Source organism: Aerococcus sp. Group 2 (assembly GCF_905125285.1).
GTDB lineage: Bacteria > Bacillota > Bacilli > Lactobacillales > Aerococcaceae > Aerococcus > Aerococcus urinae_E.
In genome coordinates, this window is sequence record NZ_CAJHPA010000002.1 from 252205 (window position 1) to 270879 (window position 18675).

Annotated in this window: 16 protein-coding genes; 2 read left to right on the plus strand and 14 right to left on the minus strand. The window is 44.2% G+C overall.

What is annotated here, in order from left to right:
* Position 1 precedes the first annotated feature (1 nt).
* The 10 genes from JFU01_RS03530 to JFU01_RS03575 all read right to left on the minus strand — a co-directional run bounded on the left by JFU01_RS03530 (position 2) and on the right by JFU01_RS03575 (position 9190).
* The gene (locus JFU01_RS03530) at positions 2–1390 is read right to left on the minus strand and encodes a cobyrinate a,c-diamide synthase (RefSeq protein WP_195855890.1); all 1389 of its coding nucleotides are present in this window, start codon (positions 1388–1390) and stop codon (positions 2–4) included.
* Positions 1390–1857 carry a flavodoxin domain-containing protein gene (locus JFU01_RS03535; protein ID WP_070559496.1) on the minus strand — a complete coding sequence of 156 codons (468 nt, stop codon included), beginning with the start codon at positions 1855–1857 and terminating at the stop codon, positions 1390–1392. The genes JFU01_RS03530 and JFU01_RS03535 overlap by 1 nt, the downstream gene beginning before the upstream one ends.
* A 254-nt stretch (positions 1858–2111) precedes the next feature.
* Positions 2112–3752 carry a peptide ABC transporter substrate-binding protein gene (locus JFU01_RS03540; protein ID WP_195855889.1) on the minus strand — a complete coding sequence of 547 codons (1641 nt, stop codon included), beginning with the start codon at positions 3750–3752 and terminating at the stop codon, positions 2112–2114.
* 15 nt (positions 3753–3767) lie between these two features.
* The gene (locus JFU01_RS03545; protein WP_195855888.1) at positions 3768–4286 is read right to left on the minus strand and encodes an ECF transporter S component; all 519 of its coding nucleotides are present in this window, start codon (positions 4284–4286) and stop codon (positions 3768–3770) included.
* 74 nt (positions 4287–4360) lie between these two features.
* On the minus strand, positions 4361–5311 hold the full coding sequence (cbiB, locus tag JFU01_RS03550; protein ID WP_195855887.1) for an adenosylcobinamide-phosphate synthase CbiB: 951 nt from the start codon (positions 5309–5311) through the stop codon (positions 4361–4363).
* Positions 5312–5337: 26 nt separating this feature from the next.
* The gene (locus tag JFU01_RS03555; protein WP_195855886.1) at positions 5338–6432 is read right to left on the minus strand and encodes a pyridoxal phosphate-dependent aminotransferase; all 1095 of its coding nucleotides are present in this window, start codon (positions 6430–6432) and stop codon (positions 5338–5340) included.
* Entirely contained in the window at positions 6408–7058 is a 651-nt protein-coding gene (locus tag JFU01_RS03560) for a histidine phosphatase family protein (protein ID WP_195855885.1), read from the minus strand. The genes JFU01_RS03555 and JFU01_RS03560 overlap by 25 nt, the downstream gene beginning before the upstream one ends.
* Positions 7058–7819 carry an adenosylcobinamide-GDP ribazoletransferase gene (gene cobS / locus JFU01_RS03565; protein ID WP_195855884.1) on the minus strand — a complete coding sequence of 254 codons (762 nt, stop codon included), beginning with the start codon at positions 7817–7819 and terminating at the stop codon, positions 7058–7060. Before cobS ends, JFU01_RS03560 begins: the two co-directional genes overlap by 1 nt.
* Positions 7816–8412, minus strand: coding sequence for a bifunctional adenosylcobinamide kinase/adenosylcobinamide-phosphate guanylyltransferase (locus JFU01_RS03570; RefSeq protein WP_195855883.1), 597 nt, complete (start codon positions 8410–8412; stop codon positions 7816–7818). The genes cobS and JFU01_RS03570 overlap by 4 nt, the downstream gene beginning before the upstream one ends.
* Position 8413: 1 nt before the next feature.
* Complete coding sequence (locus JFU01_RS03575) at positions 8414–9190, minus strand: hypothetical protein (RefSeq protein WP_195855882.1); 777 nt, start codon at positions 9188–9190, stop codon at positions 8414–8416.
* A 379-nt stretch (positions 9191–9569) separates the two neighbouring features.
* Here JFU01_RS03575 and metE point away from each other — a divergent pair, with 379 nt between their 5' ends.
* Both metE and metF read left to right on the plus strand, forming a co-directional pair.
* Positions 9570–11849, plus strand: coding sequence for a 5-methyltetrahydropteroyltriglutamate--homocysteine S-methyltransferase (metE, locus tag JFU01_RS03580; RefSeq protein ID WP_195855881.1), 2280 nt, complete (start codon positions 9570–9572; stop codon positions 11847–11849).
* Positions 11827–12681 carry a methylenetetrahydrofolate reductase [NAD(P)H] gene (metF, locus tag JFU01_RS03585; RefSeq protein ID WP_195855880.1) on the plus strand — a complete coding sequence of 285 codons (855 nt, stop codon included), beginning with the start codon at positions 11827–11829 and terminating at the stop codon, positions 12679–12681. Before metE ends, metF begins: the two co-directional genes overlap by 23 nt.
* 56 nt (positions 12682–12737) lie before the next feature.
* Here metF and arcC read toward each other — a convergent pair whose 3' ends face one another.
* The 4 genes from arcC to JFU01_RS03605 all read right to left on the minus strand — a co-directional run bounded on the left by arcC (position 12738) and on the right by JFU01_RS03605 (position 18647).
* Positions 12738–13664 carry a carbamate kinase gene (gene arcC, locus JFU01_RS03590; protein WP_070559506.1) on the minus strand — a complete coding sequence of 309 codons (927 nt, stop codon included), beginning with the start codon at positions 13662–13664 and terminating at the stop codon, positions 12738–12740.
* A 120-nt stretch (positions 13665–13784) separates the two neighbouring features.
* Positions 13785–14876 (minus strand): ornithine cyclodeaminase family domain, encoded by a 1092-nt coding sequence (locus tag JFU01_RS03595; protein WP_064292378.1) that lies wholly within the window; start codon positions 14874–14876, stop codon positions 13785–13787.
* Complete coding sequence (locus tag JFU01_RS03600) at positions 14866–16047, minus strand: ornithine cyclodeaminase family domain (RefSeq protein ID WP_195855879.1); 1182 nt, start codon at positions 16045–16047, stop codon at positions 14866–14868. The genes JFU01_RS03595 and JFU01_RS03600 overlap by 11 nt, the downstream gene beginning before the upstream one ends.
* Before the next feature lie 41 nt (positions 16048–16088).
* Entirely contained in the window at positions 16089–18647 is a 2559-nt protein-coding gene (locus tag JFU01_RS03605) for an ATP-dependent Clp protease ATP-binding subunit (RefSeq protein WP_198434185.1), read from the minus strand.
* Positions 18648–18675 lie beyond the last annotated feature (28 nt).

An 18675-nucleotide genomic window follows, 5' to 3' on the forward strand; every position in this document is an offset into this window, starting at 1 on the left:
TCTAGTCCTCCTTAATCCATGAAATCATTTGGTCAATGACTTTAGGGTCTTGGTAAAAGTGTACATGTTGGTAAGCAGCATAGGTCTTATTCTTTTGAAAGCCCCCCTGCCACTCCTTAACCCGTTTTCCATCGCGGTCCTTGTATAAGTTTCCAATCGTCCTTTCTGGACTGGTAAAGGTTGAATAATGAAATTCATGGCCCCTGACCTCATCACCGGCTTGGCCGTAAAAGGAATCGCTAGTAAGAGTCATGGTACAGTAGCCGAAGCGGCGTAGGCGGTCCGTCATTTGGCTCTGCCCTTCAAAGATCCCCACCATGGGGTAGTCTTTATCCTCCTTAGAAAAACTACTTCCTAAGTACATGAGACCCCCGCATTCGGCAAGTATGGCCTTACCAGCTTTGTGAGCCTCTAAGAGTGCAGTACGCATGGCTTGGTTCTCAGATAAAGTTTCGGCATAGAGTTCTGGAAAGCCCCCGCCAATATAGTAGAGGTCAGCCTCTGGTAAGTCTTGGTCATGGAGGGGACTAAAGGCTTGGAGCTGGCCGCCGCGTTTCTCTAATAGGGATAAGTTATCAGGATAGTAAAAGGAAAAGGCCTCGTCATAGGCATAGGCCACCTTAAAAGGAGACTCCTGGTCGGCCTTTTCATAGGGGGCCAGACTAGGACCAATAGCTGCTTGGTCGGCCGCGAGTTGGTCTGGATCTAATTGAGACAAATTGAGAATGTCATCAATGGCAATACTTTCTTCCATAGCTTGGGCTACTTGACTGACTTGGTCAACTAAATGATTATTCGCTTCTTCCAGGGCCAGTCCTAAGTGGCGGGAAGGTAAGGAATAAGCCTGATTACGAGCCAGGTAGCCTAGAACCGGCACCTGGTTATAACGTTCAATAGCGTTTTTGATTAATTGATAATGGCTTGCTGAGGCCACTCGATTGACTAGGACACCGATAATATTGAGGTCAGGGATCAAGCTGAGATAGCCCTTGACCATGGCTGCCGCTGAAGTCGACATGGCCCGCCCATCAATCACTAAAAGAATGGGAATATCCAGGGCCTTAGCTATGCCTGCGCTAGAGGCCTTGAGAGCGTCAGAACCAAAGCCATCAAAGAGGCCCATAACTCCTTCCACCACGGCAATATCACTACCCTCAAGGTGACGGGTATAGAGGGCTTTTAAGACCTGGTCATCAGGAACTAAGAATTGGTCCAAATTGATCGAAGGACGGTGGCTAATCTCTTGGTGGAAACGCGTGTCAATATAGTCAGGCCCCACCTTGTAGGGTTGGACTTTCAGTCCGCGCTTGATCAGGGCTTGGATCAGACCTAAAGTCAAGGTCGTCTTGCCCACATTACTAGTGGCTCCGGCAATCATTAAGGCTCTCATCAGTTATTCTCCTTTGCTATTTGTAAAAAGGCCTGGGCAATAGCGGCTAGACCAGCAATTTCTTCATCATAGTCAGGATAGCCATCAATTTTTACTCCAGGTGCTAGTAAGTGCCCGCCACTTTTTTCAATGACTTCTACAAAATCATCCACGGCTTTAGCATAAATGGGATAATCCCGGTCCCCAGAACCAAATACCGCCAGGGCCTGCTTTAATTTGGGATTGGCTTGGATCAAATCAGGCAGGTCTTCGTAGAGATCTAACAATTCTTCGGGAATTTCAGCATGGTTGCCGTAGGTATAGGAACCAATAGCTAAACCATCAGCTTCTAACAAGGTCTCATAGTCATAGGCATCGGCCCCAACTAATTGAGCGCTTAAGCCCAGGTCTTCCAAGAAGGAGGCCAGAATAAAGGCAGCGGCTTCGGTATTGCCTCGCAAGCTACTATAAACAATGCATATCTTCATCGCCAAGTCCTCCTAACAGAAAAAAACGATTATTCAACAAATCAGGGTTTGCTCAATAATCGTTTTTGAATCTTTTATCGCACGCAAAAATGACAGCCCTTTTTCGCCTTATTTATCAAACCCTGAGACATAAATAAAACTTCCTTTTATTACTGGCATTCTGACTGATACCTTAACGTAAACACAGTAGCATAGGGACTGCGTCGGACTCGCACCGACTTCCCCAGTAATAAAAGGGAGGACTTAGATATTATTTAATTACTTTGAATGGAAGCTAATCGAAAATCAACTTCGGGTCCAATAGGACGGTAGATAATCCCTTGAACCCTGTCGCTCCTGAGATGCCATTCATTTTGTTGGTAGAGCGGCACCACAACGGCTTGATTTTTGATTAATTCTTCAATTTTTTGGGCCACTTGGTAAGGCCGGTCTCGATCTTGATTATAAGGGAAAGCAAGGTCAGTGATCAACCGATCCAACTCAGGATTTTGATATCGCCCGCGATTGAAGGAATTGTCACTTTTCAAATTTTGATAATAAGCCAGGGGATCATCATAATCTGCCCCCCAGGCAGTCAAGGCAAAATCAAAGTCTTGCCGGTTCATACGGTCAATCCGATTTTTCTTGGGAACATTTTGCAAGTCAATGGTCAAGCCGTCAAGGGCTTGCTCCAGAGTTTCTTTGAGGTATTCAGACAATTTGCGGCTATTTTCATCATCATTAGCTAGCAGGGTGAGCCTTAAGCTTTCCTTCTGATTAGCTGCCTTATAGCGGTCAAAAGCCTCATGGGCTTGGTCTAAGTCGTACCAAGCATCCATAGCCGGACTGTCGGTGATATCTTCTCCCGTCGCCGGGTCAACCACTAAGTGGCTAGGAACAAAGGTGTTTAAGGCCTGTGCTCCCCCACCAATGAGGTCTTCAACCGAGCGGCTATCGATGGCATAGGCAATAGCTTGGCGCAAATCGACCTGGGATAAATCAGGATTTTGGTGGTTAAACTCCAGATAGTCAGTCCAAGCCTTGACTTGTAAATTGCCTTCCCCCTTGGCTTGATAATTCTTGGCAATCTGACCGTGGAGGGGCATTTGATCTAACTGACCTGATTCAAATAAATTCACCCCAGTGTTCTCTTCCTTAATCACCTGAACTTTGACCCCGTCAATAGCGACAGGATGGCGGTTATATTGGTCACTCTTACGCAAGTCCCATTGGTCTTGCCCGGCCTGCCAATTTTCGATGACAAAGGGGCCATTCCCTAAGACATGATCACTATCTTGCCCATACTGGTCTCCCTGAGCCTTCACATAGGCTTCATTGACGGGATAGAAAGGGGTAAAGGCTAAGAGTTTGGTGAAATTGGGATTAGGGTAGTCGAGTTGGACTTGTAATTGATAGTCATTCAAGGCCTTGACTCCGAGTTGGTCCAGAGGAGCCTGTCCGGCCATAATGGCCTTTGCCCCTTGGATTTCCCCTGCTAAATTGGCATAGGGAGCTGCTGTCTTAGGATTGACTAAACGTCTAAAGCTATAGACAAAGTCATGGGCAGTGACCGGCTGCCCGTTTTCCCACTTAGCGTCCTGGCGCAGACTAATGCGGTAGGTCAGGCCATCTGGGGAAATTTCAGGGAAATCCTGGGCCAGGTTAGGCTGTAATTCATTATTTTCATCCTGCCAATAAAGCCCGTCAAAGACTTGGCTAGCGTAGGTCAGGCTGGTAATGTCATTGGCCTTTTGATTATCCAAGGTCGTTAAGGGGTACTTGGCAGGAAAATGGATCTGATTGGCTGATGGGGTACTTGCTTGATTCTGATCGCTACTTTTCGCTTGGTCAACTTGACAAGCGACCAAAAAGAGACATAGTAAGCTAGTCAATAGGGCTTTCAATAAGCTTCGCATGCATTTGATACTCCTCTATTTTGTCTTTATTTTGGTAAATGGACTTAGGAATTTATCAGGCAGGCTAAGGTAAACCACTTCAGCCAATACTAAGTTAACCACACTAGCAATTAATAAGGTCAGTAATAAACCACCCGTTACCATGGCTAGGATGCTTTGCCAACCTAAAAGTGGGATTAAGGCTAATTGGGCCAGTAAAACATTGAATACTAAGGCAACGGCATCACTGAATAGAATTTTTCCGATGGACTTACCGGCTTTCCCCCGTAGATAACCATAGACTGCACAGGTAATCCCCATCATCACGCCAATAATAATATGGGCAGGTAGGGTCAGCGGAAAACCTGACAAGAGAGCGGTCAATCCGTGAGAAAGAAGTCCCAGCAAGAAACCATAGCCTGGTCCCAAAATAATGGCCCCTAGAAAGGCAGGAAAAGAATCTAAGGCAATACTCCCTAGAAAATGAACATTAGCTCCAATGGCTGCAATAGCCAAAAGTAAAGCAGTTAAGACATTAGCATGTAAATTTTTCATAAGTAATCCTCATTTCATTTTTGTTTTTTTCGCTGGATGAATCCAGCTTATCCTAAAGCATGGCTTAGCGACTATCAGCTACTAATGAGCATCATTAACATCGACAAAGCCATGGCCAGACTGGCACTGGTATATAATAAAGCAATGCTGGCTTTCACTTGCTGGGGTCCAATCAGCTTTTGTGGGTCTCCAATGGTCGGTTTTTCAATGGGCTGGCCATGGTAGACATGGGTTCCGCCTAGCTGAACACCCAAGGCCCCAGCAGCTGCTGCTTCTGGATAACCCGCATTAGGGCTGCGGTGGGCGCGGCCATCACGAAAACTGATCTTCCAAGCATTAGCCATGTCTAAACCCAAAAGGCCACTGGCTAAAACGATCAAAAGGCAGCTAAGTCGGGCTGGAATATAATTTGCCAAGTCATCCAACTTGGCCGCAAAATAACCAAAATATTGATAACGGTCATCCAAGTAGGCAATCATCGAATCTAAGGTATTGATTCCCTTATAGAGGAGCCCACCCACCGGACCTAATAAGATCACGTAAAATAAGGGGGCTACAAAGCCATCACTTAAGTTCTCAGCAACAGTCTCAATGACGGCTTGGTAAACTTCTTCCTCACTGAGTTGACTTGTTTCTCTCCCGACAATCCGACTCAGCTGCCGACGCCCCGCTTGTAGTCCACCTTCCTTCATCGCCTCTAAGACCCCATTAGCCTCATCAGCTAAGCCCTTGACGGCAAAACAGGTATAGGTGAGATAGATCCATACAAGCGCATAGAGGATGGGCGACAAGCGCTTAGCCCCATAAAGTAAGAGAGAGCTAATCAGCAAAATGATAATTAAGAGTAAGAAAACTAAGACCCCGCCTAAAAAAGTTTGGGTCATCGGCTTTTTCTTGTCGAACTGGCTAAGTCTCTCAAAGCCACGAATAAAGCGGCCATAGAATTTAACCGGGTGAGGCCAAGTGGGGGGATCAGCCAACCATAGATCTAACAGGAAAGCCAGCAAACGATAAATAGCAAGCATCCTTTACCTCTCTTTCTTTATTTCACTTATAAAATATCAGCTAAGGCCCGAAGTAAAGTCCGGTTTTCTTCCTTAGTCCGAACAGCCAAACGGTAGTAACCAGGTCCCAGGCCCTTGAAATCAGCTGTCTGTCGCAAAACTATACCTTTTTCCAGTAAATTTTGGGCCAAGTCTTTAGGTCCTTTGATTAAAAAGAAGTTAGCGGCACTAGGGAAGACTTTCAAAGCCGAAAAACTCTCCAAGCCTGCCTGCAAGTCTTTTTTAGCTTCTGCTAAATAAGTCAAAGAGTCTTGGCGGTAAGTGGATAAGTCAGGCATTTTCTGGCCACAGGCTTCCGCTAAGCCGTTGACTGACCAAGTCAGTTGAGCCGCCTTTAAGTCATCCAAGAGGGTCTGCTTACTGGTCATGGCTACGCCTAAGCGCAGGGCAGGCATGGCATAGAACTTAGTTAGTGAGCGAATGATCACCAGCTTTTCTTCCCTTTCTACTTGTCCCAGCAGCGAATAGTCAGTCTGGTCAGGCAGGAAATCAATAAAGGATTCATCCACCACTAAATAGCCACCCCGGTCGCTGATACCCTTTAATAAATCCCTTAATAAGTTGAACTCATATAAGGACCCAGTGGGATTATTAGGCTGGCAGAGCCAGACTGAAAAAGCCCTATTCCCAGCTTCTTGGTCCGCCTCCTGCTTGCGGTGGCTATCTAACCAGGGCCAAAAATCTTCTAAGTCAAAGGTAAAATCATTTTCTGCCTGGGTCAGATAGGACCAATGGGGACGCTGGTACTTCTTAGCACTAGCTGCGTACTCATTAAAGCAAGGTTCAATGGTCACCATCGGATAAGGCAAGGCAAAGGCCAGTAGATCAATCAATTCTGCGGCCCCATTGCCCACCAGTAAGTGGTCATCGGACACTTGATAGTAGTCCGCTAGGCTTTGGCGTAAATCCCGATAGTTGTAATCCGGATAGCGATCTAACTGATACAAATGGGAAACGATGGCCTCCTTAAAGGCTTGAGGCAGGCCCAGAGGATTGATATTTGCGGAGAAATCCAAGGCCTGGGTCATATCCCTGCCCATTACCTGGCTAAGCTCCTTTAAATTTCCACCATGTTTTGGCATCCTTCATCCCCCTCTTCAATAGCTTCAACTAGCCGTTCCAAAAGTAAAGACTGGTCAATCGAATAACGATAAATCTTTCCTTGGGTAAAGTGACAATCAAAATATTTCACGTCCAAGTTTAAGAGCCGGCTGACTAATAAGCGCAACCAACCATGGTGCCCCAGTAAGAAATAAGATTCCTCATCACTAGCTGAACTAAAGACTCCTAATAGAGCCTTCAAGACCCGGTCTCTAAAGACAAGATAGCTTTCTGCCCCAGCCGGGGTGGTAAGAAAGGGCTGGTCAATATACTCCCACCAGGTCTTAGGGTCCATCGCTTCGATTTCTTGAGCCGTTTTCCCTTCCCAGACACCCAAGTCACGTTCATTCAGATCAGCTTCCCGAGTCCAAGGGAAAGTCTGAAAGCTACTATCAGCTTTTAAGCTGTCTGCAATAATCTGGGCAGTTTCTTGGGTCCGCTGCATCCTGGAGGTCACTAAACGGTCAATTCTTCTCCCTCTCAGTGCCTTTCCCAAAGCCTGGGCTTGTTGTTGTCCCAGTGGGGTCAAATGCGGGTCCAGTCTGCCATAAAATTGGCCGTCAACATTGCGCACACTTTGGCCGTGCCGCGCTAAATAAAGCTCCATCAAAGCCCTCCTAAAGCCAGTAAGGCCAAAAGAAAACTGACCTCACTCAAAGGCCCCATACAACCCACCGTGTCTCCACTCATGCCGCCTAAGAGATGATAAATATGACGGCGGTAGAGCAGAACAACCAGCGTGGTTAGCCCATAGGCCAAGAGAGCCTTGACACCAATAATGAAAAACAAGATCACCAGCGTTAACAACTGGCCCAGTAAGATCCCCCACTTAGGCGTCCCTACCATCATTTTTCCCATACCATTGGGGTTATAGCCTGAATAAACCAGCTGCCAATGACCTAGGGCAATCATGGCTCGGGAAATCAGCCCCAGGCTAATAATCAGCCCCATTTGATTTCCTAATCCAGGAAGGCCATTCAAGACCTCACTCCCAAGCACGTAGTATAACAAATAATAAAAGATCAAGGCAATGCCACCAAAGGCCCCTAAGCGTGAATCCTTCATAATCCGTAACATATCCTCTTTTTTTCGCGCTGAGAAGATCCCATCACAAGTATCAGCCAAGGCGTCCATATGAAAGCCACCGGTGATTACCGTCTCAAAAATAAGGACTAGTAACCAAGCAACATGGCTCGGCAATAGATAGGCCAAGAGAGCATAAAGTAAGGCCAGGAGACCAAAGAGCAAGGCCCCAAAAAGCGGTAGTAAATAGATCCCCTGACGGTAGCGCTCTAGGGGATGGTCGACGGCAATAGGAATAGGAATCCGGGTAAAAAATTGAAAATAAATGATGAAAACTTTAATCATGGCTTCACCTGTTTTTTTAGACCCATAATGGCCAAATAGACCTCATCACTAGCAGCAGCCAGTTGCTGGTTGACTTGGCCGTAAAAATCAACAAATAAGCGGCCCAGCTGGCTAGGTGGAGTCACGCCCCAACCGGTTTCATTAGTCACCAACCATAAACTGGCAGAAGTTTCTTGAGCCGCTAGAAGCAGGTCAGCAACTTCTTGCTGGAAATAGTCAGAAATGGCACTAATCTCTTCGGTTGTAAGACTAGCGATCTTCTGGTCAAAGTCTTTCGCTGCAATGCCCTGCTTTTCTAAATAAACGAAGAAAAGATTAGTTAGCCACAAAGTCACACAATCCAAGAGATAGCCATCATAAGACTGGCTAGCTATCCAGGTCGGCAGGTCTTTGAAACGTTCGACCGTTTCAAAGCGGGGCGACCGCTTGGCTTGGTGGGCCAGGATACGCCGCTTCATCTCCTTATCCGTGTGTTGGTTGGCTTGGGTAGCAATGTAGCAGAGGCGCTTAGCGGAAGAGGCCAAGGCCATCTCTTCGGCTAATTGGGTCTTACCGCTCTTGGCTGCTCCAGATATCAGAATAATTTTTCCCATATTAAACCATCACTCCCAGGTCATAAACTTCATCAAAATGCTCTTTTAGGAAACTTCCCAATTGGTCTGTCCCTACTACAACCAGAGCGGTTGCTGGTCCAGCTGAATCTTGGTGGATGCTTAAGCCTTCCACTTGGGGATTAGCCTTAAAGCTTAATTGATTACAGTCAGCCACCTGTCCCGCTTCATTCAGGGCTCCCTTAGACCCGATCGGACAAATCTCATGAACCAAGTCCGGACGACTCAGCAAGCGGTCAATATCCTGATAAGAAACGAGCTTATCCATCTCATCGAGGACGGCTTGGCCGCAACGGGGACGTTTTAATTGAAAGACCCGATCACCACTCACAACCCGCCTGATCCACAGGCCCTTAGCATTTTGTGCCTTTCCCATCAAAACGATCCCTAAAGCGGACATAGTGGTTAGCATATTCTCTTCCGTGGAACCATTGACTTGGATATGGGGAAAACCGGCCCGGTCGAGTTCTGCTTGAAAGCCTTCTTGATAGGCAAGACCCGTAGGATTCATCTCATTATTCACTAAATAAAAGGCCAAGACCGGTTCCGCATTCACTGCTCGCAACTCAATCAAGGGCACCCGTAAGGCAGTTTGAGCAGTTAAGGGATTAGGAGAGGCTAATTGGTCATTAGCCTTTTCACCGATACTAGCTGAACTATCACAGGCAAAGACCAAGTAATCTTCTTCTGTTCTTTGCTTAGTGAGTCCAAGAGGAAACATTTCATCGATAGCAAGCAAGGTTAAATCACGATATTTCAATAGACTACTCCTTAATTAAAAAGTGCAAAGTAAAAGACTTTTGTAAAGAATTTCCCTACAAAAGTTCTCAATAATTACAAGATATAGTTCACTGCTTAGAATTATAGCACAAAATATAGGTCTAATTTCATTTTTTAAAGCTTTAATGGAAACAATTACTCGGCCTCAACAGGACTACCCTTTTTGATCAACAACCTGGTCTTCGGACCTCTCAAAAGATTCTTTATTCATTAAAAAATAATATCAAACTTTTAGAATTCCGATCACCTTTTATGCAAAATGCATATTAACACCCCAGGCTGGGATTTAGCTATACTCCTATACAAGTGAAAAAAGGAGATTTTGTAAATTAATTTTTTATTTTTAGGAGTGATAGATAATGAAAACATCCCTGATAGGCTACCCTCGTGTAGGACGACTTAGAGAACTAAAATTTGCCACTGAAAAATATTTCCGCCAAGAAATTACCGTCGACGAGCTCGAAGCAACCGCCCAAGCTATCCGTAAAGACCAATGGCTTAAGCAAGCTCAAGCAGGCATCGACTTTATTCCTGTTAATGATTTTTCCTACTATGATAACCTCTTGGATGCTGCTTTCCAATTGAACATTATCCCTAAACGTTATCAAGATCTAGAGCTGTCTGCTCTTGATACTTATTTTGCCTTAGCTAAGGGTTATCAAGGACCAGCTGGAGACGTGAAGGCCCTAGCTATGAAGAAATGGTTTAATACCAACTACCATTACATTGTGCCTGAGTTTGATAATGACACTGAAATTCGCTTCCACGCTGAACGATTAAAGACAATTATTGAAGAAGCCAAAGCCTTGAAGATTAACGGCAAGGTCGTCTTCCCTGGGCCCTTCACCCTGTTAAAACTATCGCGTTACCACGGTCAAAGCCAAGCCCAAGATTTTCTCACCGGCTTGGTTACTGCCTACCAAGACCTCGTAAAACTGCTTAATACAGAAGCGATCCAATGGCTGCAACTGGATGAGCCTTATCTAGTCCATGACTTAACTCATGAAGATATCAAACTATTCAAGGACCTCTACCAGGGCTTACTCAGTCAAAAAGACCAAGTCAAGGTGCTGGTCAATACCTATTTTGGCGACGTGAGAGATGTTTATCAAGAACTCACCGAATTAGCGATTGATGGTATCGGTTTAGACTTTATTGAAGGGAAAAAGAGCCAAGAATTGGTCGAACATTACGGCTTCCCTGAAGATAAGCTGCTCTTTTTAGGACTGGTCAACGGTAAAAATATTTGGCGCAATAACTACCAAAGTTCCCTGGCCCTTATCCAAGACCTTAAGAGCCAAGGAATTAACCTTGTCCTTTCCACTTCTTGTTCCCTACTCCATGTTCCCTATAGCTTGGATAATGAAAGTGCCCTAGCAGAGAAATATCAAAAGCATTTTGCCTTTGCTGAAGAGAAACTGGGCGAATTAAACGACCTAAGTCAGTTAATTGACACAGATTATCATCATGATCCTCGTTTCCAAGAAAACCAAGCACTCTTTACCGATCGTCCTGACAGTTATGATCCTAAGGTGCAAGAACGTCTAGCTGCTATCCCTGAAACAGCCTATCAACGTTCAGTGCCTTTCGACGAAAGAGAAAAAGCCCAAAAAGCATTCTTTAACTTACCTCTCTTTCCAACAACAACTATCGGTTCCTTCCCGCAAACCAAGGAAGTTAAGCTAAAGCGCAAGGCCTTTAAAAACGGTGAAATCAGCCAAGCAGACTACCAAAACTTCCTCAAAGAGAAAATTAAAGACTGCGTTCACTTACAAGAAGAACTGGGGCTCGATGTCTTAGTCCACGGTGAATTTGAAAGAAATGACATGGTCGAATACTTTGGTGAACAGTTAAATGGAGTCTTATTCACTGAAAAAGCCTGGGTTCAGTCATATGGTACCCGCTGTGTCAAACCACCAATTATCTGGGGCGATGTATCACGCGCTCAATCAATGACTGTTTCCTGGTCAGTTTATGCCCAATCCCTCACCAAGAAACCAATGAAAGGGATGTTGACCGGTCCCGTAACTATCTTAAACTGGTCCTTCCCTCGAGAAGACATCAGCGTGAAAGACTCCACCTTGCAACTAGCTTTGGCTATCCGTGACGAAGTCCTTGATCTAGAGGCCAATGGTATCCGCATTATCCAAGTCGATGAAGCCGCCCTACGGGAGAAACTTCCCCTCCGTCAAAGTGACTGGTATACAGAATACCTCGACTGGGCCATTCCAGCCTTCCGCCTCGTTCACAGTGGCTGCCATAAGGAAACCCAGATCCACACCCATATGTGTTATAGCGAATTCACCGATATCATCCCAGCAATCGATGCCATGGATGCTGATGTCATCACCTTTGAAGCTTCACGTTCTAACTTAGAAATTCTGGATTCCTTAAAAGAAAATCATTTCACTACCGAAGTAGGTCCTGGTGTCTACGATATCCATTCCCCACGGATCCCTAGTGTCAGTGAAATTAAGGAAGCCTTGGATAAAATGCTTCAAAAAGTTAAGCCTGAAAAACTTTGGGTCAATCCCGATTGCGGTTTAAAGACCCGGGGCGAAAAAGAAACCCAAGCCAGCCTCAAGCACTTAGTCCAAGCAACAAAGGAGTTGCGTCATGAAAACCAAGGAATTGTTTAAGGGCAAGACTCTCTTCACTTATGAAGTCTTTCCGCCCAATGCTAAGTCATCCTCTGCTAGTATCTATAAAACCTTAGATGGTCTAAAAGAACTTGATCCCGATGCCATCAGCGTGACCTGCGGAGCCTTAGGTAGTGATAACCGCCTAAAAAGTATCGAAATTGCCTCTTTGATCAAAAACTATGGGATTGAAAGTGTTATTCACCTGCCCTGCCTATATGAGACTCGGGCTAGTATCGATGAAAAATTAGCTGAATTAAAAGCAGCCAATATCGAAAATATCCTAGTCTTACGGGGTGACCCTAAACCTGGTCAAAGTCCTAAGGAAGACTTTCCCTATGCAGCTGACCTTATTCGCTACATCAAGTCAAAAGAGGACTTTAACCTCATTGCCGCCTGCTACCCAGAAGGCCACGTGGATGCCCCTGACCCCATTACCGATATCCGCTACCTCAAAGAAAAAGTCGATGCCGGTAGTGACCAATTAATTAGCCAACTCTTCCTAGATAATGATTATTTTTATCGTTTCCTAGAACGGGCTGATTTAGCCGGCATCGATGTTCCTATTGAAGCTGGCATTATGCCAGTCACCAATAAAAAACAAATTGAACACATGGCTCGAATTTGTGGCGTTCAAATTCCCGATAAATTCCGCCGGGCGATGGAGAAATACCAAGACAACCCCCTGGCTCTAAGGGATGCCGGCTTAGCCTACGCCATTGACCAAATCGTTGACCTGATTAGCCATGGCGTAGATGGGATCCACCTTTACACCATGAATAATCCCTACGTCGCTCGTTACATCTACCAAGCCGTTAAAAATTTATTATAGAAAACAAAAAGCCCTCCTGGCTCAACAAAAGAGCTAGGAGGGCTTAGTTATTGTTTTTATTTAATTAAGGTACCATTTTGACCTTTAATACCTTCTTCAGCTTTTTCTAAGGAGGTAATAATGGCTTGATTACCTGGTTTTGATTCCACAAAGCCTAGGGCAGCCTCAATTTTTGGCTTCATTGAGCCTTCAGCAAACTCTCCGGCTTCAGTATACTCTTTGGCTTGGTCGACAGTCAATTCATCCAACCATTCTTCATTTTCTTTACCAAAGTTGATTGCCACTTTTTCTACCGCGGTTAAAATAATCAACAAATCAGCTTCAACGAGTTCAGCTAATTTAGCGCTTGAAAAATCTTTATCAATGACAGCTGGAACCCCGTCATAACCGTCTTCTGCTTCAACTACTGGTATGCCACCACCACCGGCAGCAACAATAATATTACCTTGGTCAAAAGCATCTTGGATAAAGGCCTTTTCAACAATATCGATAGGCTTAGGTGAAGCCACCACCCGACGATAACCCCGACCTGCATCTTCTTTTACTGCAAATCCTTTGTCACTTAGGGCTTGAGCTTCCTCTTCACTATAGAAAGCGCCAATTGGTTTTGTTGGATTATCAAAGGCTGGATCATCCTTATCTACCACAACTTGAGTAATCACTGATGCAACGGCTTTGTCAACACCACGTTTATTCAACTCATTTTCAATGGCATTTTGCAAATGGAAGCCAATATAACCTTGACTCATAGCTCCACATTCAGGGAATGGCATTTCAGGTGTGCCCGCATCACTTTTTGCAGAAACGTCCATAGCAAGGTTAATCATACCAACTTGCGGTCCATTTCCATGGGAAACAATAATTTCATTGCCCGCTTCAATTAAATCCACAATGGATTGGGCAGTTGTTTTTACTGCTTCTTTTTGTTCATTTGGAGTACTTCCTAGGGCATTACCACCCAAAGCTAATACTATCTTACTCATATTTTTCCTCCATTCTTATTAAGACTCTTCCGTTTCAGTCCCTTTTTCAAAAAATTTCAGATGTGTTAATGCTTAAGTTACAAAGCGCTAATCTTCCAACTCAGTAGCTACCTTTACGACTTAAAGGGCACTACCAATATTCCGTAAGAAGTCTTGAACGTTGGTGACAATAGAAACTGCAGTTAGGGAGCCACGGTCAGCCAATTTATCTACCGCAAATTCTTGGACATCAACGGTATATAAGAATACCGGTCTGACTGTATCACCAAAACGGTTGTAGGAAGGCGTCATATTCCCAGTTGCAATGGTGAAGAGAATCGCTGACATAGCAATCATGGTTGAAGTTTTACGCATGTGGGAACGCATTTCATTTTGGGCATCATAGACATTATCAATACTTTCAGGTAAACCGAAGCGGTCACGGATAGTTCCAGCTAAAACAACTGGTACATCTTGTTCAATAGCTGCCTTCATGAAGCCATCTTTAACTTCACCAGATTCAACTAATTTCTTAGTTGAGCCATAGCGGCGAGCGCGGTTGATAGTGGCATACATATTGTGGTAGGTATTTTGTTCTTGGGTAAAGGTTTCTTGACCCCAAGTGGTATCATACAAGCCTTGCTCTAAGTCAAAGGCAGCAGTTTCTGTCCCACAGAAAATGGCATTAACATAGCCTTCATTAATAATCTTGGCTAAAGCATCACGGGAATCACGGTCTAAAACTGTAGCAGTCCCTAAAATTAAGGTCACATAACCATGTTCAGCTTCCCGCTCATGCTCTAAGAGTTCATAGAGATTGTCATAATCCATAGAAAAGGCAGTCTCACGAGAACGCCCTTCACGGAAGGCAAAAGTATCCGCATCAACAGCTGCTTCTTGGAAACCTTCAGTCCAAACATAGATCCCTTCGGAAGCATCTTCTGTCCGTCCAACAACGACCTTATCACCCTTCTTAAGGTTTCTAAACTCGATTACATCGATATATTCCTTACCAGGTTCATCATGGGCCACTGCGACGGTGTCCATCCGGGATTGTTCAGCCAATACCCATTTGTCATTGATTTTAAAATATTCGGGATAAATGGATAAGGCATGGTAGTTTCTAGGACTAAGACCATCTTCTACTACTTCAACTAACTTAGCATTGGGTGCGTTTTTCAAAAATTCTTGGTCAAAATCTGGATGATGAAATTCAGCAATCTTAAATGTCATTTCCCAACTCTCCCTTCGCTGCGTCTTCATTGTTTTCTACTTCAACAGTTTCGTACTCCTCGTCTTCAACAGCCTTAGCCATTTCTCCTTGGGCAGGCGTTACTAAAGCTTTTTCACAAGCGACACAGAAGTCTTGAACGTTTGTCACCATTGGGTGGTAAGCCATGTATTCTCTGGCAGCCCCAACCTTGTTCACCACGTTTTCTGTGATATCAATAGTATAGAAATAAACGGGACGAACCTTACCATCATCGCCCACTTTGTAGCTTGAAGCCAAGGAGGCTACTGAATTCGAGTGCAACATGGTCGCAATACAAATAATCAGAGTTGCTTCATTTAAAATTTTCTTAGTTTCAGTCAGAGCCTGGCTGGTTGAGCCCATCACTTCTGGTAGTGGACCATCATCACGAATGGAACCAGACAGAACAATTGGAATATCCATCTCGGTTAGGGCCTTAATAATTCCGTCCTTAACGTTACCGGCATCATTAAAGTTTTTAATCGATCCTGCTGTTCGGACTTCATTTAAGAGGTCTAAGTGGTTGTAGTGTCCCATTGGTGCATTTTCTTGGGTATAAATATTTTGCCCCAGAGCAGTATTTAAGAAACCACCTTCCAGGTCATGGGTAGTCATGGCGTTCCCACCTAAGAGACTATGGATATAACCATTTTCAGCTAGGTGAACTAAGGCGTTCCGAGTGTCGTGGTCGAAAACAACTGCTGGCCCCAATACCCAGGAAATATGACCGCCATTATTCTTCTCATGTTCCATAATGTCAAAGAGTTTGTCATAGTCTTGTGAGAATGAGGTTTCTACTGAAACACTCCGTTGGGAATAAATGTCTTCTGGAAAACCTTCTTTATAAACTAAGATGCCTTGTGACCCATCAGTGGTCGATCCAGAGATAATTTTGTCACCGGCTTTGACATCACGCAGCTCCCGAATAACAATGTCGTCATCTTCAACTACTGCCACACAGTTTAATGAGTTATATTTAGGTAAAATCCATTCTTCCCCTAACTTATAAAAGGTTGGTAAATGGGTGGTTAAATAAAAGCTATCAGGTAAAACGCCATCACTTTCAGCTTCCTCGTAAGTCACACTTGGCATTTCTTGATATTTTGCTTCTTGGAAATCAGGAAATTTTAATTCTGGTATCTTATAAGCCATTATCTCTTCCTCCTTGTTAATTTTAACGATGTCTTTTTTCTTTAATTATCTTGCTTGCCATTCTCCTGCTGGTAGTCAATATGAACTAGCCGATCACCACCCTTTGCTTGACTAAGTTCTATGTTGGTAAATGCTGGTAGTTGATCATTAAGACGTAGTTGGGCAATTGGCGTAGTGATTTCACTCTCCATCAATTGGGAGAGATCATTGGCACTATGACGATCTAAGTCATTCACCAAATAATTCGCCAAGCTCCTGACTAATTCATCTTGATAGCTGAGTTTAATCTGATTATCTTTTAGGAGTTTGGCTAAGCGATCCAACTCTAATTGAATAAGAGCTTCCATCTCACTTTTATCAAATAGCTGTAAGTAGTAAACAGCATCAAAATCACTTAGCGATTGTCCATTCACCCGCTTGCTTACTTGTTTTTGATAATCTGCATTCCCATCTAAAGTCAGGGTAGCGATAATCACTGTGTTAGAGAAATCAACATCCCGACTTTTATTATCGCGAATTTGACCACTAGCCACTATTTGCTTGATCAGAGCAAAGATATCCGGATGGGCATAGTCAATATTTTCTAACAAAACAACTGAATAAGGGCGGGTTCGAATTTGTTCAGTTAAATGGTTATTCGATTCATAACCAATATAACCTGGTGGTGATCCAATCAATTTGGTATTGGAAGAGGCATCTCTAAATTCACTCATGTCTAAAGCGATAAGATGTTCTTCACCTCCAAATAGCGCCTGAGCAATTAACCTTGCCAGATAGGTTTTGCCGGTCCCCGACTCCCCTGCTAGTATCAAAGAAAGCAAGGGCTTGGCTTGATTAAATAAGCCCGACCGACTCTGGGTAACCAGACTAATGATTTTGTCGATTAAATCATCTGCACCAACAAAATTTTCCCGCAGGTCACTTTCAATTTTAGCAATTTGAGCAGCAGGATCTGATTCCATTTCTGCTTTAGGCATATGGGCTAACTGGGCAACAACTTCGCGAATTTCATTGATTCCAACATCTGCCGATACATTATAGTAGGGAGTACTTTGTTCAAGTTCTTCTAAATCGGCCTTGGTACTTTTCTCTTCAGCTAAATAAGCACTCATTTTATCTAAATCCCGCTCATATTGGGCTTCCATTTTTTGTTGGTTCAGAGTTTCTAGCTCACCCTTCAAGCGAGTGATTTCTTGGATGCGGTCTTTTTCTTTATGGTAATTCGCTAATTCTTGGTCGAGTAGCTTTTCTTGCTCAGCTACCTGTTCCATTAATTCTTTGAAACGGTATTGGCTGACCTGGTCACTTTCATTTTTTAAGCGAGCCGCTTCAGTTTCCATTTTATTGAGTTCAGCCTCAAGGTCTTGAATCTTTTCAGGCAATTCATCCGTATACATTCTCACCATGGCCGAAGCTTCATCCAAGATATCGACAGCGACATCTGGTAACTTGCGGTTGGGTAGGTAACGTTTAGACAAACGGACAGCTTCCACTAAGGCAGGGTCTTTAATATTGACTTGGTGGAAAGATTCATACTTAGACTGGATTCCTCGCAGAATGGACAAGGTGGCAGCTTCTGAAGGTTCTTCAATGAGCACCTTTTGAAAACGTCGGTCTAGAGCCAGGTCTTTTTCGATGTAGAGTTTATACTCATCGGTCGTTGTCGCACCAATCGTCAAAATCTCTCCCCGCGCTAGCATAGGTTTAAGGATGTTTGAGGTATCCATGGATCCTGAACTATTTCCAGCGCCAACAATATTATGGAGTTCATCAATAAAGAGAATGATGCGTCCCTTAGAATCCTTGATGATACCAAGGACTTCTTCCAAGCGTTCCTCAAAGTCACCCCGATATTTAGCTCCTGAAATTAGGGAGGTAATATTTAAGGCAAAAATAATTCGATTCTTTAACTTATCCGGCACTCGGCCTTGAACAATCCGTTGAGCTAAACCTTCCACAATAGCAGTCTTCCCTACGCCCGCCTCTCCAATCAAAACAGGGTTGTTTTTTATCCGCCGGGATAGGATTCGAATCACGCTACGCGTTTCCTGATCACGGCCAATAATGGGGTCAAGGCGACCTTCAATAGCTTCTTGGGTAAGATTACGTCCGTACTTGAGTAATTGTTTCAAGTCTGCCTTAGAAATACCTTCCTGAAACTTATCAGTCTCTCTTTTAGCCATAGCCTGTTCATAGAAGTCTGCAGTGATCTCAAAGAGGGCTAATAATTTAGCAGAAGCAAAATCTTCGTCTTTCATTAGTGCTAAGAAAAGATGGTCTAAGGACACCCGGCTTTCAAACTGGGCACGCGACACTTGCTCGCTAATCAAAAGCAAACGCTGGTAATTTCGGCTAATGTAAAGATTTTTAACCCCTTTAGGACTCCGCAATTTATCCACCGCGGTATCCACTTGTTCTTTGAGTGGCCCCAACATGATCCCCTGGTCGGTCAATAATTTAATCACCGAGTTTTCGTCTTGGTCTAGAATCGCCTTGAGCAGATGAAGTTCAGTGACTTCGCTGTGCTTTTTATTTATCGCTAAGTTTTGTGCTTCTTTGAGCACCTGCATGGCTTCCTGAGAATACTTTTCTGTGTTCATTTCCTCCCTCCTTTCTACATTTCTTACT